The 18,753-nt window shown below is 47.0% G+C and carries 17 protein-coding genes; 7 read left to right on the top strand and 10 right to left on the bottom strand.

Features of this window, described 5'->3' with window-relative positions; genetic code table 11:
- Positions 1-48: 48 nt before the first annotated feature.
- The 6 genes from AC1DP6_RS12345 to AC1DP6_RS12320 all read right to left on the bottom strand — a co-directional run bounded on the left by AC1DP6_RS12345 (position 49) and on the right by AC1DP6_RS12320 (position 7,826).
- A complete protein-coding gene (locus tag AC1DP6_RS12345; RefSeq protein WP_477055087.1) occupies positions 49-1,281 on the bottom strand; it encodes a DUF6786 family protein in 1,233 nt (410 codons plus the stop codon).
- An 89-nt stretch (positions 1,282-1,370) separates the two neighbouring features.
- Positions 1,371-3,020, bottom strand: coding sequence for a UxaA family hydrolase (locus AC1DP6_RS12340; protein WP_477055086.1), 1,650 nt, complete (start codon positions 3,018-3,020; stop codon positions 1,371-1,373).
- A gap of 32 nt (positions 3,021-3,052) precedes the next feature.
- Entirely contained in the window at positions 3,053-3,835 is a 783-nt protein-coding gene (locus tag AC1DP6_RS12335; protein WP_477055085.1) for an L-fucose dehydrogenase, read from the bottom strand.
- Between the two features lie 121 nt (positions 3,836-3,956).
- The gene (locus tag AC1DP6_RS12330) at positions 3,957-5,525 is read right to left on the bottom strand and encodes an aldehyde dehydrogenase (NADP(+)) (RefSeq protein ID WP_477055084.1); all 1,569 of its coding nucleotides are present in this window, start codon (positions 5,523-5,525) and stop codon (positions 3,957-3,959) included.
- A gap of 20 nt (positions 5,526-5,545) precedes the next feature.
- Positions 5,546-6,685 carry a glycoside hydrolase family 172 protein gene (locus tag AC1DP6_RS12325; protein ID WP_477055083.1) on the bottom strand — a complete coding sequence of 380 codons (1,140 nt, stop codon included), beginning with the start codon at positions 6,683-6,685 and terminating at the stop codon, positions 5,546-5,548.
- Between the two features lie 124 nt (positions 6,686-6,809).
- Positions 6,810-7,826, bottom strand: coding sequence for a LacI family DNA-binding transcriptional regulator (locus tag AC1DP6_RS12320; RefSeq protein ID WP_477055082.1), 1,017 nt, complete (start codon positions 7,824-7,826; stop codon positions 6,810-6,812).
- A gap of 296 nt (positions 7,827-8,122) precedes the next feature.
- Between AC1DP6_RS12320 and AC1DP6_RS12315 the strand changes: the two genes are divergently transcribed.
- From AC1DP6_RS12315 to AC1DP6_RS12300, 4 genes are all read left to right on the top strand, one after another.
- The gene (locus AC1DP6_RS12315) at positions 8,123-9,247 is read left to right on the top strand and encodes an epoxide hydrolase family protein (protein WP_477055081.1); all 1,125 of its coding nucleotides are present in this window, start codon (positions 8,123-8,125) and stop codon (positions 9,245-9,247) included.
- A gap of 178 nt (positions 9,248-9,425) precedes the next feature.
- Positions 9,426-9,881 (top strand): type II toxin-antitoxin system RatA family toxin, encoded by a 456-nt coding sequence (locus AC1DP6_RS12310; protein ID WP_477055080.1) that lies wholly within the window; start codon positions 9,426-9,428, stop codon positions 9,879-9,881.
- 99 nt (positions 9,882-9,980) lie between these two features.
- Positions 9,981-10,334 (top strand): YciI family protein, encoded by a 354-nt coding sequence (locus AC1DP6_RS12305; RefSeq protein WP_477055079.1) that lies wholly within the window; start codon positions 9,981-9,983, stop codon positions 10,332-10,334.
- A 130-nt stretch (positions 10,335-10,464) separates the two neighbouring features.
- The gene (locus AC1DP6_RS12300) at positions 10,465-11,613 is read left to right on the top strand and encodes an RNA polymerase sigma factor (protein WP_477055078.1); all 1,149 of its coding nucleotides are present in this window, start codon (positions 10,465-10,467) and stop codon (positions 11,611-11,613) included.
- A gap of 45 nt (positions 11,614-11,658) precedes the next feature.
- On the opposite strand, the gene AC1DP6_RS12295 is transcribed toward AC1DP6_RS12300, so the two are convergent.
- Positions 11,659-13,170 carry an alpha-L-fucosidase gene (locus AC1DP6_RS12295; RefSeq protein WP_477055077.1) on the bottom strand — a complete coding sequence of 504 codons (1,512 nt, stop codon included), beginning with the start codon at positions 13,168-13,170 and terminating at the stop codon, positions 11,659-11,661.
- 123 nt (positions 13,171-13,293) lie between these two features.
- On the opposite strand from AC1DP6_RS12295, the gene AC1DP6_RS12290 reads away from it, so the two are divergent.
- A complete protein-coding gene (locus tag AC1DP6_RS12290; RefSeq protein ID WP_477055076.1) occupies positions 13,294-13,752 on the top strand; it encodes a DUF2147 domain-containing protein in 459 nt (152 codons plus the stop codon).
- 3 nt (positions 13,753-13,755) lie between these two features.
- Here the strand turns inward: AC1DP6_RS12290 and AC1DP6_RS12285 are convergent, their stop codons facing one another.
- Together AC1DP6_RS12285 and AC1DP6_RS12280 are read right to left on the bottom strand one after the other, a co-directional pair.
- A complete protein-coding gene (locus AC1DP6_RS12285) occupies positions 13,756-15,183 on the bottom strand; it encodes an MFS transporter (RefSeq protein WP_477055075.1) in 1,428 nt (475 codons plus the stop codon).
- Between the two features lie 19 nt (positions 15,184-15,202).
- Positions 15,203-16,243, bottom strand: coding sequence for a bifunctional transcriptional activator/DNA repair enzyme AdaA (locus AC1DP6_RS12280; protein ID WP_477055074.1), 1,041 nt, complete (start codon positions 16,241-16,243; stop codon positions 15,203-15,205).
- 163 nt (positions 16,244-16,406) lie between these two features.
- Between AC1DP6_RS12280 and AC1DP6_RS12275 the strand changes: the two genes are divergently transcribed.
- Both AC1DP6_RS12275 and AC1DP6_RS12270 read left to right on the top strand, forming a co-directional pair.
- Entirely contained in the window at positions 16,407-17,075 is a 669-nt protein-coding gene (locus tag AC1DP6_RS12275; RefSeq protein ID WP_477055073.1) for a flavin reductase family protein, read from the top strand.
- 79 nt (positions 17,076-17,154) lie between these two features.
- On the top strand, positions 17,155-17,880 hold the full coding sequence (locus AC1DP6_RS12270) for a class I SAM-dependent methyltransferase (protein ID WP_477055072.1): 726 nt from the start codon (positions 17,155-17,157) through the stop codon (positions 17,878-17,880).
- A gap of 32 nt (positions 17,881-17,912) precedes the next feature.
- Here the strand turns inward: AC1DP6_RS12270 and AC1DP6_RS12265 are convergent, their stop codons facing one another.
- The gene (locus AC1DP6_RS12265; RefSeq protein WP_477055071.1) at positions 17,913-18,578 is read right to left on the bottom strand and encodes a GNAT family N-acetyltransferase; all 666 of its coding nucleotides are present in this window, start codon (positions 18,576-18,578) and stop codon (positions 17,913-17,915) included.
- Positions 18,579-18,753: the final 175 nt, after the last annotated feature.

Genomic DNA, 18,753 nt, shown 5'->3' with positions numbered 1-18,753 from the left:
TTGTTATCGGGTTTATTTATCGTTGGCACCATGTGTTAGGTCTCACGTTTATTTTTTAGCAAGAAATTGTGCTACATCTTTCAGCGGTAGTTGCCATAACTGTGAAGCCATGGCTTGCAGTGCCTGGGCATCGCCTTCAAAGTGCATGGTCACCTGCCGGTAGCGGAGCGTTTCACCTGGTTTTAGTGCACGTGCATCTGAGGAAGATTCTACTTCATAGAATGGGCCCATTTGTGTGCCATCGGCGAGTGGTCCATCGTTATAGCAATTCACCGCATCGCCTTTGAAGGGTTCTTTTTGCAACTCCCATTTTGAATTGACATAACGGCCCTGTGGAACAACTTCGTAGAGCAGTACAGTGAGAATATTGTTTTGAAGGTCTATACTACCGGCGCCTCTTTTCGCTACCAATGGCGACAGACCCAGTTTTCCGCGTGACTTGCCATCTGCACGAAACAGTAACAGGCTGTCTTTTATCAATAAATTTTGTGCAGGAATTTTACCAAAATAATCATCAGTAATATGATTTTTTGCATCGGGAATATGCTGAAAAGGTGCAATGATAGCGGTTTGGTCGGAGGGTTTGAACATGCCCAGCAGCCAGATGCTCAGCAGTCCGTTTTGTTCCTGCCAGGCGCTGTCGCCACTGTTGGTGACGGCATTATCTGTTTCATACGCCACGCTTTTAATACCTGCCGGTAATGTAAATCCAAGGCGGGAAGTAATATCGTTGTTGCCCAGCAGGCGGATGGTTCTGCTGATCTGTAATTTAAAGGTGCTGCCTTTGTAATTTTGCAGACTGCCTTCCTGCTGATAGGTGATAGCGGTATCGGATTGTGCAGTCACGGCATAGTGTGCGGTGTCTATCAGTCCGGGTGTTTGCCAGTTGGCGAAATCAAATGTTTTTCCCGGCGGGAAAAACAATGCATATTGACCGCCTTCAGGGCCCATCCAGAAACGTTCTTCTCCACCAAATGCATTGATATGTGGTGCGAATTTTTGCGATGCTACGAGGTCGTAATTAATCCAGCCAAAACTTTTGCCGGCACTACCACCGGTGGTGCTGGTCATTACCCGCGCCTGATAATCGCCGGTTACCACCAGGCCGCTGCTGTCGCCGGCATGTTTTAATACGACTACATTTTTTAAATGCTGCTGAAGAAAAGCAACGTCTTCACCAAAGTTGACAGGCTTCATATGGTTTTGTTCATGCGTGGTTCCGCCGCCGTTACACGCGGCAAGCCCCGCAGCCAGACAACCGGAAAGGAGAATGGATTTCATATCGATGGAATTGAAATGATAAATAATAGTTGATAAAAAGTAAAAATCCTTCCGCACCAATCCCTCCGCTTTAATCTAAAAGCTAACAGCTAAAGCGATATTCCCCGCTTCCAGGGGATAAAATCATCTTGTCCGAGCTGTTGTGCCTTTGTGCTGTAATGTCCGCTGGCGGTGGCGATCACGAGTTCAAAAATATTGGCCGCTACTTCATCAATAGATACATCGCCGCTGATAATAGCGCCGGTGTCCAGATCTATAATATCGGGCATTTTCGCAGCGAGTTTACTGTTGGTAGATAATTTAATCACGGGAGTTACCGGGTTGCCGGTTGGTGTACCGAGGCCGGTGGTAAACAACACTACGTTAGCGCCGGCACCCACTTCTGCGGTGGTAGATTCTACATCGCTGCCAGGTGTGCATAATAATGCGAGGCCAGGACGTTGCACCCAGCCGGGATAATCAATCACATCTGTTACCGGTGAAGAGCCGCCTTTTTTGGCAGCGCCGGCAGATTTAATTGCATCGGTGATTAACCCGTCACGGATATTGCCGGCAGAAGGGTTGGAGTCAAATCCGGAGCCTACTGCTTCGGCGCTGCTGGCGTAGTCGCGCATCAGTTGTACATAGCGCGCGGCTAGTTCTTCATCTGCACAGCGGTCGCTCAGTTCCTGTTCTACGCCGCATAGCTCCGGAAATTCAGAGAGGATGACGGAGCCACCGAGGGCCACCAGGATATCGGCAACACGGCCTACTGCGGGATTGGCAGAAATACCGGAGAATCCATCGGAGCCGCCGCATTCCATGCCAATACATAATTTGCTGAGTGGGGCAGGCTGCCGCTGGAAAGTGTTGGCTTTCGCTAATCCTTCAAATGTTTTTTGGATGGCTTGCGTCATCAATATTTTTTCGGAACCGGTTTGTTGTTGTTCCAGGTAGATCACTGTTCTGTCGAATCCGGGTACACGTTTTTCTATTTCTTCTTTCAGCATATCTATCTGCGCATTCTGGCAGCCCAGGCTCAGTACTGTGGCTCCTGCCACATTGGGATGGGTAATATAGCCGGCCAGCAATCCGCAAAGCGTACGAGCGTCTTGTTTAGTACCGCCGCAGCCCATCGTATGCGTGAGTAGTTTGATACCATCGATGTTGGGAAAAGTACGGCCCTGCACCGTGATGCCTTCGCCATTTTCCGCGGTGGCGATATGGCTGCTGGTATGGCCCTGCCGGAAGTCCTGCAGCAGTTGCTGCAACATGGCTTCGTAGGTGTGCTGCTTGCGGTAGCCCAGTTCTTTTATCAGCACTTCATGTAATAGCTGCACATTCCTGTTTTCACAAAATACCAGTGGGATGATCACCCAATAGTTACCGGTGCCTACGCGACCATCTGTGCGGTGATAGCCTTCAAAGGTGCGGTTTTCCCAGGGAGATGTATCTGGCGCCGTCCATTCATTGTGACGTTCTCCGCTCACGGCAAACTGCCCGGAGGCATGCCGGATATTTTTGGTGGTGATGAGTTCACCGGCAGGAATATCATCGTTGGCGATGCCTACCAGTACGCCGTACATCATCACCGGACTATCTTTTGGAAGCTGTTGGGCAGCTATTTTATGTTTGGCTTCAATATTACGTACAGCCGTTACCGTTTCACCACCGCATTCCACGCGGGTGCCGGCAGGAATGTCCTGCAGCGCTACCCATACATTATCACCGGGGTGGATCTTTAAAGTTGTCTGTTTCATGGTCGTTAGCATAAAGTAAGAAGAGCAAAAAGTTATAGCAGCGATCGGTCCAGGTGTACATAGCCGCCGTCTACATGAATGAGTTGTCCGGTAGTATGACTGGACTTTTCTGACAACAGGAATACGGCCATCTGTGCAATTTCTTCCGGGGTGGTCATTCGTTTTTCCAGTGGGATACGTTCCACGATGCTGGACAGTTTGGCATCTTTATCTTCAAAGGTGTTGATCCAGCTTTCGTATAAAGGTGTCCATGATTCCGCAACTACGATGGCATTTACCCGGATGCTGAAGGGGAGGAGTTCTACGGCCCATTCGCGGGTGAGTGCGTTGCGGCCTCCGTTGGCAGCAGCATAGGCGGAAGTGTTGCCCTGTCCGGTTTCTGCGGTTTTGGAGGTGATGTTTACAATAGCGCCTTTGCTGGATTTCAGGAAGGGCAGTGCATGATGTGCCACGAGGTAATAGTGTACCAGGTTGCGATGCAGCGATTGCATAAATCCTTCGTAGGAACCGGTTTCCAGTCCTACGCCATCATTGATGCCGGCATTGTTTATCAGTCCGTCTATCCGGCCGAATTGTGCGGTAACTTCTTCCACTGCCTGTTTGCAGGCAGCGGGGTCGGTGAGTTCGGCGATGACATGTGCGCCTTTTCCGCCGGCACTGTGGATGTGGGCCAGTTGCAGGAGGTTGTCTTCCCCGCTTCTGCCAATGATGACTGGTATAGCGCCTTCGGCGGCAAGCACGGAAGTAATGGCAGCGCCAATACCTTTGGCACCGCCGGTTACTATAATGATTTTATCTTTTAAGCCCAGGTCCATAATTTGGTTTTTTAGAATTACGAATTAGGAATTACGAATTACGGATTTGTGGGGAGACCTATGTGACACCTTCGTATGTCCTCTCACAGAATCGTAATTCGTAATTTGTAATTCGTAATTCCTAATTTGTAATTCGTAATTTTTCATTGTTTCCATTTACCAGTCGCCAGATGTGCATAGGATTATGATCCTGTAGTTCCGGTGGCAACAGGTAGGCCGGGAAATCCTGGAAGCATACCGGCCGGCAGAAGCGGTACATGGCGGCAGTACCTACAGAGGTGCCGGCAGCAGGGGTGGCAGCAGGCCAGGGACCGCCATGCACCATGGCATGGTTAACGGCCACGCCTGTAGGAAAACCGTTGATGATGATCCTGCCTGCTTTTTCTCTCAGGATATCAATGAGACCGGCATGCTCCTGCAGGTCTTCTTCCGTACCGTGAATGGTAGCGGTGAGCTGACCTTCGAGTCTGCGTGCCAGGGCATATACTTCTTCTATATTGCCTGCCTGAATATGCAGGGATGCCGGACCAAATACTTCCTGGCAGATAGCAGGCGTTTCCAGTGCTTTGGCAGCCGTTACCTGTAGCAGGTAAGGGGTGGCCTGTTCGGGCGCAGGATGGGCCGTGCCCAGTACGGCAACGCCTTCCTGTTGAAGCGAGTCGATGCCTTGCTGGTAGRCATGTAAAATACCGGGGGTAAGCATATGTCCGCCGCTCATACCACCAATACCTTGTTGCAGGGTGCTGATAAACGCAGCAGCCGTTTCTTCAGAAGGCGTGATAAACATGCCGGGGTTGGTACAAAACTGTCCTACGCCAAGGGTCACGGATTGCAGCAGTTGCATGGCCAGTGCGGATCCCTTCTCCCGTAATATACCCGGCAGAAAAAACACCGGGTTAACGCTGCCCATTTCTGCATATACCGGTATAGGTACCGCTCTGCGTGTAGCCGTGTCGTATAGTGCCTTACCGCCTTTGAAAGAACCGGTAAATGCAATGGCGGATACGAGTGGATGCGCCGCCAGGTATTGGCCGGTTTCGTGCGAGGTGCCGTGTACCATAGAGAACACGCCTTCCGGCATTTGTGTGCGCATCACCGCTTTACGGATGGCGGTAGCTACCAGGTAGGAGGTGTGCGGGTGTGCCGGATGTGCTTTGAATACAACCGGACAACCAGCGGCCAGTGCAGCAGCCGTGTCGCCACCAGCCACGGAAAATGCCAGTGGGAAATTACTGGCGCCGAAGATGCCGATGACACCCAGGGGAATCTGCATCTGCCGCACATCGGGTGTGCCCGTATTGATACGTGCATTTACCCAGGAGCCTTCTTTGATGGTGTTGGCAAACAACCGCAACTGCCCGGTGGTGCGATCTCTTTCTCCTTGTAGCCTCGGTAGCGGCAGACCGCTTTCCGCCGAGGCCACGTTGATTAATTCATCTCCGAGGGAAACAATATCATCTGCAATGGCATGCAGAAAAGCAGCCCGTTGCGCAGGCGTAGTTTTTTTATAGGTAATAAATGCTTTGGCCGCCATGGTTAAAGCGGTATCTATTTCCCCGGTGGTCGCCTCCCTGAATTCCTGGGGCAACCACTGTTGCTGCACCGGATCAAATGCCCGGAATAAGTGATCACCTTCTCCGGAAAAATTATTTCCTATCAACTGTAATCCTGTTAACAATGCTCGACTCATCTTGTTGGTAATTTTAGTGGTCAGTTTACTTCCAGATCATTCATAGATGGCAACTTGGGGAAAGGGGCATGTGGTTCGCGCTGATACCAGAACACCACGCTGCTGATATCCGATTGCTGTGGCAGATAACGGCCACCACTGCGCCAGCCCAGATCCTGTATGGTCACCTTCAGTTCTTTTTCAAAACGGATGGGATCCATAATATGCCAGCGGTACAAGCCAAAGCGTTGTTGCGATTTATATAATCCATCGGGGCGGATCACCTGGTGCAGACCCGTATAAGGGGTAGAGAATTCTGCATAACGCCCTTTGTGATCGAAGTTATAGGAGCCGCAGAAATAGTCTTCCGTACCAGTACCGCAAATGGTAGGGAACTTGCCGTCACCATCCATAAAGAATTTTATTTCTCCTTCGCCCCACCAGCCGTTGTTATTAACGCCCCAGGCCAGGTAGGTACCCACGTATTGTCCCTGTCCTTTAACGCCGTCCAACATTGTGAAAGACGCATCTTTCACCGGGTTGTTGCGGCGGAACTGCGCATGAAAATAACCGGCATCTTCCGGTACGGTGGTCAGCGTATAGTCGACCTGGTAGTACAGGGTCATTTTTTCTGTATTAATATTTTCCATGGTGATTCTGCACTTCTTCCGGAAAGGCATAGCCCAGTAGCAGTTGAAGGCGCTGCCGGGATTTACGCATACCGCGAGAGAACTGAGGGGAGCATATTCGCCCCAGCCCATGCCGAAGAAATCACCTACCGGTACTTCTACAGAAGGAGTAGTTTCATCATCCCAATAGAAGCGGAGGATTGAGTAGCGCCAGTTGCCGGTGGGCGTCATCCATATATGCTGTATGGCGCCGGGGCCGGTTATTTCGGCCAGTGTTACTGTTTTGCCGGGTTCAATAAAAATATAAGGGTTTACTTTCCAGCCCTGACCCAGGTCCTTGGCGGCGCCGCGGGCGTTGCCCTGATCGAGTGTGGCCATGCCTCCTTTGCCGGTTTCGCCGGTAAGGTTTTCCGGACTGATAGAGCGTGTTTTCGCATTGGAGAGACGGAAAAGATTCCCCATGTTCATGTCTAATCCGTTGAAGGATTGTTGTGCGTAGGTGGCCCAGCTGAGACAGGCAGATAAAGATAGCAGCAGCAGTTTTTTCATCATGTGTGGATTGATTTAGCTGTTAGCAGTTAGCGTTTAGCTTTTAGTTAATTRACGCTTTAACGTTTAAGCATTAATGTAAAAATAGCAGGCATCTTATGCAATGGTGTGTAGAGGATAACCGCTGTTAGCGGCTACCACAGGACTTTCTGACCACCAGTGCCGTGTCGATGCAAATATGTTCGATCTCTTTTTTATTGTCTTTGATTTCTTCCAGCAGCACACGTACCGCCGCTTTTCCCATTTCCAGAATGGGCTGCCGTACAAACGTAACGGGTGAGTAAAACAGGTCAAGTGCTTCTCCTTCATCGAAGGTGATCACAGCCAGTTGATCGGGAATGCGTATTCCCAATGAGTTAATATATTTCAATCCCTCCATGGCGAGGCTGTTGGTCGCAAAAAAAACGGCATCGGCCGGGTGACGGCCACTGAGCAGCTGATCGATCGATACTTTAATATCTTCTTTCAGATGTGAATACCTTGCTGATTTAAGCAACGTATTCCCTGTCATATGATGCGCCTGCAATGCTTCTTTATAACCACGTTTTCTCTCACTGATATGATGCAGGGTTGTTTTATAGGCGACCATGCCAATGCGTTTCCTGCCCATCTTTACCAGGTGCGATACCGCATTGTACGCCGCCTCATAATTATTCACGGCAATATGACTGGCTTCTATATCCGGAAAGAAACGGTCAATCAGCACAAAGGGTACTTTTTGCGCCTTCAGTTGGTTGATCTGTTCTTCTGATCCCTCCGTAGGCGTAATGATTAATCCATCCACCTGCCGGTTTAATAATACATTAATAAGGTCCCTGGATTTATCCACGTTTTCATCTGAGCTGCCAAAGATCACCGTATAATTATTCCGCTTGGCTTCATCTTCTATGGTACGGGCGATGTTGGCAAAGAAAGGGTTCGAAATGTCTGCTACAATCAATCCTATGGTGAAAGACCGGCCACTTTTTAAGCTACGGGCAATATGATTGGGCTGATAGTTGAGCTTGCGCGCTATCTCCCGGATCTTTTTGGCAATTTCTTCCCCAACCCTGGCTTCTTTCTCCTTATTTGTCAGCACATAGGATACCAGTGCCGTGGACACACCTGCTTCTGTAGCGATATCTTTCAGCGAGACCTTCTTCATTTCTTAAAAATATGCTTAAACGTTTAAGTAAACAAGTTTTTTGTCAAATTTTTTTTGAGTACAGGGAGATGTATACCTGGAGGATCGTTCTGCCGCCGGGGAAATTTGCCGGGGACTGCAGAAAAAATGGTATTATGCTAAGATATGGCTATCCTCCACCTCATCTCCCTAAAAAAATATTTCAACTTTCTTTTTTTCAACTGACAGACTGTTGTCACATTGCGTGACTAGCTTTGTTTCAGAATAGGAGCTACCTACGCTGCAACATTAAAAAATCACTTAAAGAAAATACGATCATGAAACAACTACAGCCCTTTAAAATCGAAGTATCTGAAGACCTGCTCACTGACCTGCAAGTAAGGCTGAAACAAACCCGTTGGACAGATGAACCGGAAAATGCCGGTTGGAACTATGGTACCAATCCGCAGTATCTGCGGGAGCTGACAGACTATTGGCAGAATAGCTTCGACTGGCGTAAACAGGAAGCCCTGTTAAACAGCTTTCCTCAGTTTAAGGCAACAATTGATGGCGTAGAGATCCATTTTATTTATGTGAAAGGAAAAGGAAATGATGCAAAGCCGTTATTGCTCACACATGAATGGCCTGACTCTTTTTTCCGTTTTTATAAAGTAATTCCGATGCTCACGGAACCTGCAAACGGAGCGCCTTCTTTTGACCTGATCATTCCTTCTATGCCAGGTCACGGCTTTTCCGGCAAGGTTGCTATGACCTCTGAAAAAACGGCACATCTGTGGGCGAAATTAATGACGGAAGTACTCGGCTACTCCAACTTCCTGGCAGCAGGTGATTTCGCAGTTACCACTTCATTGGCACAAAACTATCCTGCACAGGTAAAAGGTATTCACCTTACCGATACCGGCTATCCTAATGGCACGGAAGACTGGTCCACCATGTCGCCGGCAGAGCAACAGTTCGGACAGTTTATTCAGGGCTGGTGGTTCATGGAAGGCGCTTTTAACATGATTCAATCTACCAAGCCTCAAACACTGGGCTATGGCTTGAACGACTCACCGGTAGGACTGGCCTCCTGGATACTAGAGAAATTTTATGCCTGGAGCGATACCAAAGGAAATATTGAAAACAGTTTTACAAAAGATGAATTACTCACCAATATTATGATCTATTGGGTGTCTTCCAGCATCAATACTTCCATCAGAAGATACCTGGAAGATGCACGTTCTATGTTTGGAGAACACGGACCTAAACCAGTGCCAAGAACAGAAGTACCTACGGCGGTATCTATCTTCCCGGCCGACAGCAATACACCGAAAGAATGGGCAGAACGCCGCGTGAATCTGAAGAGCTTTAACAAGCTGCCGCAGGGTGGAAGGTTTGCAGCACTGGAAACACCAGCGTTATATGTGCAGGAGTTGCAGCATTTTGCACAACTGCTGGGATAAGGTAAAATAAATAAGGCAGTTTTTGTAAAGCCCCCAAAAGTTTAAACTTTTGGGGGCTTTACCTTTGTTGAAGTCGTTTTCTGACAGGAAAGCCGTATCTTAAGTGGCTATTGAAGCGCCGGGTGCCAGCCGCCCCGTTCAACAGATCAACCAGAGCATCATAAATATTACTCCCGTTATGCAAGTAATCAAATTTACGGCAGCTATCCGCATTCAGGCAAATGCTGCGAACGTTTTTGACTATACGCAGGATTATGGTAAGCGGCTTCAGTGGGATACCTTCCTGAAAAAGGCAGACCTCATGGATGGCGCCAGCACTGCCGCTAAAGGCGTAAAGGCCCACTGTGTGGCACAAAACGGACTGGGCATGGTAACAGAGTATGTTACCTTCAATCCTCCTAAAGTAACGGCCGTCAGAATGACCAAAGGGCCTTATATGTTTAAATCATTCCTGGGATCATGGACATTTAAAGCCATCGACCATCATACCACGGAGGTCATCTTCCTATATTCTTTTGCAGTCAGATTTCCCTTTACATTGCTGGCAAAATCTATCAGACGTCGTCTGGAAAATAATGTGAAACAACGGCTGGCAGACCTGAAACACCATATAGAATACCAGCCTGCGCTGTAAAGAATCGATTTATTTTCTGCACCCTATGTCCTATTGCCGACATTCCATTTGTTATTAGGGTATAGTATCATTATTCCCGAACACTAAAAACTTAAGAACATGGATGAGTTTATGTTAATTTTCAGACATGAAGACGGCAAAAAGGTCGCTTCTCCGGAACAGATACAGATCTGGATGAAACAAACGATGGACTGGATAGGTGGGATTGCTGCCCAGAACAAATTCAGCGGTGGGAATGGACTTCCTTTCGATGACAGCAGGGTAGTGCATTCCAATCAGATGGTAACAAATGGCCCTTTTGGTGAAATAAAAGAAACGATTGGCGGATATATCATCGTGAAGGCCAATTCCGTAGAAGAGGCCGTGGAGTTTGCAAAGGGTTGTCCTGTTTTACAGGGAGAAGGTAATACGGTGGAAGTCCGTAAAATTGCCAAAGCAGACGGTGTTCATTAAAAAGTAAATGCCCCCATAAACAGCAGGATATTGCGGGACCTTTGTTCGTATGATGCCATCCGAATTGATACCACATTTGTTCCGGTCAGAGTTCCGGAAAATTACAGTTGTGCTCTGTAAAGTGTTTGGTATGGAACATATGGAGATTGCGGAAGACCTGGCCAGTGAAACATTTTTATCGGCACTGGAAACCTGGCCTTATAAAGGAATTCCGGAAAACCCCACCGCATGGCTTTATCTCGTGGCAAAAAATAAAGCAAAAAATTATCTGCAACGCAACCAGCTCTTTGCAGAGAAGATTGCTGCCCAGGTAAAAGCAGATACTCCCGGAGCCGTTGAAATGGAAATTAATTTATCGGCCGAAAATATAGCGGATAGCCAGTTACAAATGTTATTTGCAATTTGTCACCCGGTTATCCCTGTGGAAGCGCAAATAGGCCTGGCGCTCCGCATTCTGTGTGGCTTTGGTATTGAAGAAATTGCCAATGCTTTTCTCACCAGTAAAGATGTGATCAACAAACGACTTTTCAGGGCCAAAGAAAAATTGCGCCTCGAAAAAGTAACCATCCTGTTTCCTGATAAAGGAGAAATCAATAACCGGCTGGACACCGTGCTGACTACCCTTTATTTATTATTCAATGAAGGGTATTATTCCGAAAGTCAGGATGTGGTGTTGCGGGAAGACCTTTGCCTGGAAGCCATGCGCCTGGCTTATCTGCTTATTGAAAATGAACAGACCAATCAGCCCCGCGTAAATGCCCTGTTTTCCCTGATGTGTTTTCATGCTTCCCGATTTGAAGCCCGGAAAAATGAAAACGGGGAAATTGTTTTATACCAGGACCAGGATGAAACACGCTGGAATGAGGAGTTGATTGGCAGAGGCGTGTACTTCCTTCATGCGGCATCACAGGGAAAGCAGATGTCGAGGTACCATATAGAAGCCACGATTGCTTACTGGAATACGCAGAAAACAGATACCCCCGAAAAATGGGATCATATTCTGCAACTATACAATCGCTTATTACAACTGGTATATTCACCCATGGCGGCACTGAACAGAACCTATGCGCTATCAAAAGTAAAGGGAAAGGAAGTGGCGATTGCCGAAGCAGAAAAATTACAATTGTCCGGCAACCACTATTACTTTGTGTTGTTGGGCGAACTGTACACGGATGTTGATAACAGGAGAGCCATACAGCATTTACAGCACGCATTAACGCTGGCTAAAACGGGAACGGATAAACGAACGATTCAGCAAAAAATAGCACAGCTGGAGTAACCCGGCTGTGCTGGTGAGCATGCTTTAAATATCTTGTATTTGCTTTTATTTTTGCTGCATAAAAATGCCTATCTCCGAAATCATCGGTTCCGTGCGGGAAGATGTAATACGCAACCTGATGAATTGTGCGCTCACATCCGGGAAAGTGAGCATCCGCTTATAACCAATGGTGGTGCCGTTAGTAGCTTCTTTCCAGTCATTGCCTGCTTTATACTCCAATACATAGTTTTCTACCCGTTGCCCTTTTTTAATGTATTCCTGTAAGCGGCATACATTGAACGTTTTTACAGCACCCAGGTCGAATTCAATAGTGGCGGTGGTGTCTTTATCTTTAGTTGTCCAGTAGGTATTTTTATTCGCATCGGCGAGGCCCTTTGTATTTTTACCGCTGCTGGCAGTAATTTTAGCCTTGTTGATAAAGTTTTCAGAGAAGATGTGATCAATCGAATTTTTCCATGCTGTAAGATTTTTCACGTCACTTTCGGCTATCAGTCCCCGTTTATCCGGTGGGATGTTGAGGAGCAGTACCCCATTTTTGCCAACGGAATTGAAGTAGATGTCCAGCAATTTTTCCGGCGATTTTACTTTGTCATCTTCCTGCTTGTGATAAAACCATCCTGGCCGGATAGATACATCTGTTTCAGCGGGATACCATACTAAGCTGTTGGCTTTGTATAAGGCATCGCGACTGCCCATATCTTCGCCATTGCCATACCCGGAGGGTTTTATCAGCAGCTCTTTTTGAGATAAAGCCGCCACTGTATTCTGATCTAAATTGTTGGCAGGCACCACACTCCATTCTGTGCTTCTGCCATAGCCGGATTCTGTACCTACCCAGCGTACATCAGGTCCCATTACCGCAATCACGGCGCCGGGTTGTAGTTTGCGGATGAGGCTATACCAACGCTGAAAATCGTAGACTTGTTTTTTACCATTCGGGCCCTCTCCATTGGCGCCGTCAAACCATACTTCGTCTATGCGGCCATAGTTGGTTAAAAGCTCCGTTAGCTGGTTTACGAAATAATCATTGTAAGCATCGGTACCATACATGGGAGCGTTTCTATCCCATGGTGACAGGTATACGCCGAAGCCCATGCCCGACTGGTGACAAGCATCCGCTACTTCTTTTACCACATCGCCTTTCCCATTTTTCCAGGGACTGTTTTTTACGGAATGATCTGTATATTTACTGGGCCATAAACAAAAGCCGTCGTGATGCTTAGCTGTCAGGATCAGTTGTTTTATGCCGCCGGCTTTAGCTGCCCGTACCCATTGGGTGGCATCCAGTTCGGTGGGGTTGAAGAGGGACGGTGATTCTTTGCCATCTCCCCATTCTCTTTCTGTAAAAGTATTCATACCAAAATGAAGGAAGCCGGTTACTTCCAGCTCCTGCCAGCGCAACTGCCGTTCCGTAGGGCGTACATTCGCTGCCTTCCGGATAATGGTGGCTCCATCATCTCCCGGTAAAATACTTACATAAGACGATTGTTGTCCATGAGCTATAAAAGCAGTGCCTACGCTGCAGGCAAGCGTTAAAAAAAGTAATTTCTTCTTCATGTTCATCTGTATAAAAAGCCAGTATACAGCAAATTTTTTATTTAAAAAAACAAGTGCATGCCATATTACGCGATGAACGCTTATCTTAACACCATAATGCGCATACTATTTAATCAAATGCTAATGAAAAAATATCATCCGGTAGCCCAGAAAGCCCTTCTGTTTTTTTGTTGTCTTTTTTCTTTCGCGATAAAAATAAATGCACAGAATAGTCCTGCCAACAGTGTACTGGGTGTATGGTTCAACGAAGATAAAACGGGTAAAATTGAAATCTATCAATCAGGAAATATCTACGAGGGGAAACTGTTATGGGGTAAATACATGCTCGATGAAAAAGGAGTTCTTCGTAAAGATACGAAGAACCCCGATGTAAGATTAAGAAGCAGGGAATGGCTGAATATGGTGATGCTGACTGGTTTTCAATATAAGGACGGGCAATGGGAAGGTGGTGAAATTTATGATGCTACCACTGGCAAATCTTACCGTGCCAATATGAAAGTCAGGAATGGCCGGCTGGAAATCAGGGGCTATGTGGGCATTTCACTGCTGGGAAAAACCATTTACTGGGACCGGATAAAATAACTGTCAGATTCCTTCGGGTTGCAAMTCCACCACATTGTCTTCCATTGTTTTGGGTAACATCCATAACATGATACCTACTATTCCCAGGCAAATAATACTAAAGGCAATGCCAGTATCAAATGCTTTGAGATAATTTGGAGATGAAGTCTGCTGGCTGACAACATAGTAGAAAACACCGCCCAGTATACTGATCCCTAAAGCAGATGCTGTTTGCTGAAAAGTAGAGAATACACCTGCGGCCACCCCGGCGAATTTTACCGGAACACTCTTCAATGCGATGTTCAACAAAAAAGGCAATACCAGTCCATTACCCAGCCCATAAATGCCAATCAGTAACGTTACACAAACCGGACTTACGGCCGGTTTAAAGAGTAATATTTGCAGCAGGAAAGAAATCAGGATAATCAAAAGACCAGCCTGTAACACCCACTTCCCGAACCGCACAATCAACCGCGATGCGATAATAGAAGAGATCATGAATAGTACCGCATGCAGGATGAATGCGAGGCCACAGTCGAGGGCAGTGAATCCAAGCCCGTTCTGTAAGTAGATAGCGCTCATGAGCAAATAAGCAGTATGCATCATAAAATGAAACAGCACCGCCAGCAGACCAATATTAAATTCACGGATCTTAAAAAGCGCAGTATCAATTAAGCTGCCTTTGCGCAGGGCGACCTTCATTTGCTGATTACGGATAAAGAAAGCAAAAATGAACAGCGATAGCAGCATCACACCAATACTCCACAACGGCCATCCCATTTCACGTCCTTTGGTCAATGGATAAATAAGGCAGACAAGCCCGGTAGTGAGGATCAGCGCGCCTGAATAATCAAACCGCTGCCCGGTATCCCTGGGTGTTTCTTTCAGATACCGGTGAATGGCCCACAACGCGATGATACCTACCGGCAGGTTGATAAAGAAAATCAGGCGCCAGCCTTCTATCAGGAAATGTGTATCTACCAGGTAACCGCCCAATATCTGACCAATGATGGCAGCAATGCTCAGGGTGATACCGTACCAGCCAATAGCCCTGGCCCTTTCGCGTGGATCGGTAAAGAGTACCTGTATAAATGCGATCGACTGCGGTACCATAAAAGAAGAGCTGAGACCCTGAAAAAAACGGGTGATATTCAGTTCCAGGGCGGTTTGTGATAAGCCACATAAACAAGATGTCAATGTGAAGAAGAACATGCCCCAGAAAAATACTTTCTTTCTGCCGAGGTAGTCGCCTGCGCGGCCGCCGGTAATAAGGAAGGAGGCGCTGCCCAGCAGGTAGCCTGCAATTACCAGTTGCACTTCTCCATCCGTGGCATGTACTCCTTTTTTGATGCCCGGGATTGCCATATTGATGATGAAAATGTCAATAACATACAATAGGGGCGCCGTGAGGATGACGAGGAGTGCCATCCACTTAGAACTTTTCTTTTCCATAACAATCGTGATATCCGGGTTAAATTGAATTTGTTTTTTCGTGGTCAAGTAACCATTTCTTTCTCCATATCCCGCCGCCATAGCCTGTGAGTTGGCCATCTTCGGCAATTACGCGGTGACAGGGTACCAGGATAGAAATCCTGTTCATACCATTGGCATTGGCTACGGCACGAATGGCTTCGGGCCGGTTAACCGCCAGGGCTTGTTGTTTATAAGAGCTGGTAGCACCATACGGAATGGTTTGCAGTATGTCCCAGATCGTTTCCTGGAACGGTGTTCCCGGCGAAAACAACGGAACGGTGAACACTTTTCTGTTTCCTTCAAAGTATTCTTCCAGTTGTTGTTTCAACATCTCGAAATGTGGATTGGCGCCCTGGATGATATTTGCATTCAGTTGCTTCGCCAGGGATTTTAGTTCTGTTTCCAGCATTTTACGATCGGTAAATTCCAGCAGGCAGATGCCCTGTGTTACTGCACAGGCAAACATCGTCCCCAGCGGCGTTTCCAGCCGGGTAATATTGATGATCTGTTTATCCCTGCTATTGGAGGGAGATACCCCGAATATTGATTTGAAAGAGTCAGAGAAGCCACTTAATGATTCGTACCCTGCATCAAAAGCCACGGAGGTAACAGGTTCCCCGTTTTGTATTTTTTTGAAGGCAGAATTGATCCGAAACATCCTTTGGTAAGCCTGAAACGTCACCCCATGGTTTTTTAGAAACCATCGTCTGATAGTAATGGGCTCAATGCCTTTTTGAAGCAGGTCTGCGTCTTTGAATTTTTTGGATGGATCTGCATTCAGTTCGTCCAGGATCTCTTTTATATGCAGTGGTGTTTCGTTCATTTTTTCCAGGGGATTACACACCTTACAGGGTCTGTAACCCTTTAGTATCGCCTCTTTTGTTGATTGAAAGAACTCCACATTTTCCTGCTTCGGCTTACGGGCTGTACAGGTAGGCCGGCAGAATATGCCGGTTGTTTTCACAGCTGCTATAAAAGTCCCTTCGTAAGAAACGTCCTTATCAACAAGCGCCTGGTACATGATTTCATGAGTCAGCATGTATATCTTTTATCCAAAAGTAGGCCAGTTGTAGTTGGGTGGCAACCGGAAACTGAACAAGTATTTTTTTTTGTTCAAAGGAGGTTTACTGTAACATCGCAAGATTCGGGTTTGCCTCCGGGTGGAGAATCACCAATTTTGAGTATTCGTTAATACATGATATATGCATAAAATCAGTGAACCCGCCATTCTGTACTTTGGTACGCCGGTAGTGCTTATCAGCACCGTGAATGGAAACGGCAGCTATAACCTGGCGCCCATGTCTTCCGTTTTCTGGCTGGGATGGCGTTGTATAATAGGATTGGGGATGTCGTCTAAAACAACAGAGAACCTGTTGCGCACCAGGCAATGTGTGTTAAATCTGCCCTCCGTGCATGAAGCAGCAGCAGTTGACCAGCTGGCCTTAACTACCGGAACCAATCCGGTGCCTGAAAGGAAACGGCAACGGGGTTATCGTTTTGAGCCCAATAAATTTGAAGCCGCAGGACTTACACCCGTAGCGGCCGACAAAGTGGGTGCTCCCCGCGTTGCAGAGTGCCCGGTACAAATGGAAGCAACTGTCACCGCTGTGCATCCTATTGGAGAAGATGATCCGCAGCAACGTTGGCGCATCGTTACTTTTGAGTTGAAAATAGAAAGGGTACATGTGGAAGAAACGATATTGATGAGCGGACAACCTAACAGGATAGATCCTGACAAGTGGCGTCCACTGATCATGAGCTTTCAGCAATTCTACGGATTAGGAGAACAGGTACATTCATCTGCACTCGCCGGAATACCGGAACGATTATATAAAACAACTTTGCCTTTATCTTCTCCCGAAAAATATTAATGCAGATGACCCACCATCGCTTTCTTTTAATCCGGCATTTTTACTTAAGTTTAATTTCTTTGGAGAAAATTTTCGTGATATGCAGGAAGATAAAGCAACCGGTTGGGACTTTACTTATTTAACGAACACGGGCAGGATGATGGAAAGCCCTTTGCCCTGGAATTACTTTGTGACCATATGTCAGCATCTTAAACCCGGGAGTGTATTACTTGACCTCGGGACAGGGGGAGGCGAGTTTCTGAGCCTGTTGCCGGATAAGGCATCGCTTCAGATATATGCCACAGAAGGGTATGCGCCGAATGTGGAACTGGCCACCAAACGATTACAAACATTTGGTGGTACACTGATTGCTGACTATACAGACGACCATCTTCCCTTTGAAGATAATTTTTTTGATCTGGTGATAGATCGTCATGAAAGTTATGATGTACACGAAGTATACCGCATCTTAAAGCCCGGCGGATATTTTATTACACAACAGGTCGATGGGAGAAGTGATTTGTCTGTAGCCACGGTACTTCAGGTAAAGCCTAATGAAGAATTTTTGCATTGGAACCTGGACTATGCATTGCAGGAATTTGTGCCCACTGCTTTTAAAATATCCTTTAAAGCGCAGGATGTGGGCTTTATGAGATTTTATGATCCGGAAGCGTTGTTATTTTATGTTCGGTCTATGCCTTACTTATTCGAAGACTATGATGATTTTGATTTCACAAAAATATCGGCTTTGCTGAAAGATTACTTCGCTGTTCATCCTTACCTGGATGTGCAGAAAGATCGTTTCGTGATAGTGGCGGAGAAGTGAACTGTTTAGCCTTTTCCGTTGAGAATGTTTGGTTAACCAGGTAATACAGGGCCGGGAATTTCAGCAGTAGTATACAGTGAATGTAATCGCCAACCCAGTGTTTCATATAGTGCTCTGCCTTCCCTGGTGGCTACCAGCAGCCCTTTGTTAATACCATGGGCGGTACCAACGGCTTCCAGCGTTTTCATGATCACACTTCCCAGTTTGCGGCGGCGGTGACTTTCATGTGTTTCAATGCGGTCATAGATACCATAATCACCTACAAAGGCAATGCGACCAATAGCAGCTACTTCGCCCTGCGTTGTTAATATCCTGACAATGGGAACGGGAATGTCTTCGCTGATATCCAGTACATATCCTTCCTGCAGTACGGTGTTAACCGGCGCCATGGCTCCGAAGCAGGTCATCATATAAGCCTGCGGTTGTATGATCCAGCCGGGAGGCAGGAGTGTGCTTACCACATCGGGTGGTGCACATACCTTCAGGAAAATATAAGGGTCGGTAATGGTATCTGCGAGTTGCCGCACCGCTGCAGTAGCAGCGGAAAAAATGTAGCGCCTCACGTGATCGGGGAGTCCCACTTCTATCCGGAATGCACCGCTGTCGGGCACCGGAGGGGATACTTCCCGGGCGATAGCCCATCCTTTTGCCCATGTTGCTACAATATGCGGGTCGGCCTGGTAAAGTTGGTCATCCATAGTGCTGATGAATATAAAGTAAAGATATAGTATGATGAGGGAAATTCCTTTGCGAGGCAAAACAAAAAGGGCGTTTCAGCATATACTATCCACTGGAAATCAATTTCTTTTTTAGCTAAAATTATTTTACATTTATAGTGTACGACTATAAAACCGCTATCAGGAATTTCAAAGG

It is taken from the genome of Chitinophaga sp. 01L420, from assembly GCF_056399985.1.
This window is presented reverse-complemented; position numbering and strand designations above follow the sequence as displayed.

Coding starts and splice junctions, on each gene's coding strand:
- AC1DP6_RS12345 (WP_477055087.1), bottom strand. CDS start 1,281: ATGAAATCCATTCTCCTTTCCGGTTGTCTGGCTGCGGGGCTTGCCGCG.
- AC1DP6_RS12340 (WP_477055086.1), bottom strand. CDS start 3,020: ATGAAACAGACAACTTTAAAGATCCACCCCGGTGATAATGTATGGGTA.
- AC1DP6_RS12335 (WP_477055085.1), bottom strand. CDS start 3,835: ATGGACCTGGGCTTAAAAGATAAAATCATTATAGTAACCGGCGGTGCC.
- AC1DP6_RS12325 (WP_477055083.1), bottom strand. CDS start 6,685: ATGATGAAAAAACTGCTGCTGCTATCTTTATCTGCCTGTCTCAGCTGG.
- AC1DP6_RS12320 (WP_477055082.1), bottom strand. CDS start 7,826: ATGAAGAAGGTCTCGCTGAAAGATATCGCTACAGAAGCAGGTGTGTCC.
- AC1DP6_RS12315 (WP_477055081.1), top strand. CDS start 8,123: ATGAAACAACTACAGCCCTTTAAAATCGAAGTATCTGAAGACCTGCTC.
- AC1DP6_RS12310 (WP_477055080.1), top strand. CDS start 9,426: ATGCAAGTAATCAAATTTACGGCAGCTATCCGCATTCAGGCAAATGCT.
- AC1DP6_RS12305 (WP_477055079.1), top strand. CDS start 9,981: ATGGATGAGTTTATGTTAATTTTCAGACATGAAGACGGCAAAAAGGTC.
- AC1DP6_RS12300 (WP_477055078.1), top strand. CDS start 10,465: ATGGAACATATGGAGATTGCGGAAGACCTGGCCAGTGAAACATTTTTA.
- AC1DP6_RS12295 (WP_477055077.1), bottom strand. CDS start 13,170: ATGAAGAAGAAATTACTTTTTTTAACGCTTGCCTGCAGCGTAGGCACT.
- AC1DP6_RS12290 (WP_477055076.1), top strand. CDS start 13,294: ATGAAAAAATATCATCCGGTAGCCCAGAAAGCCCTTCTGTTTTTTTGT.
- AC1DP6_RS12280 (WP_477055074.1), bottom strand. CDS start 16,243: ATGCTGACTCATGAAATCATGTACCAGGCGCTTGTTGATAAGGACGTT.
- AC1DP6_RS12275 (WP_477055073.1), top strand. CDS start 16,407: ATGCATAAAATCAGTGAACCCGCCATTCTGTACTTTGGTACGCCGGTA.
- AC1DP6_RS12270 (WP_477055072.1), top strand. CDS start 17,155: ATGCAGGAAGATAAAGCAACCGGTTGGGACTTTACTTATTTAACGAAC.
- AC1DP6_RS12265 (WP_477055071.1), bottom strand. CDS start 18,578: ATGGATGACCAACTTTACCAGGCCGACCCGCATATTGTAGCAACATGG.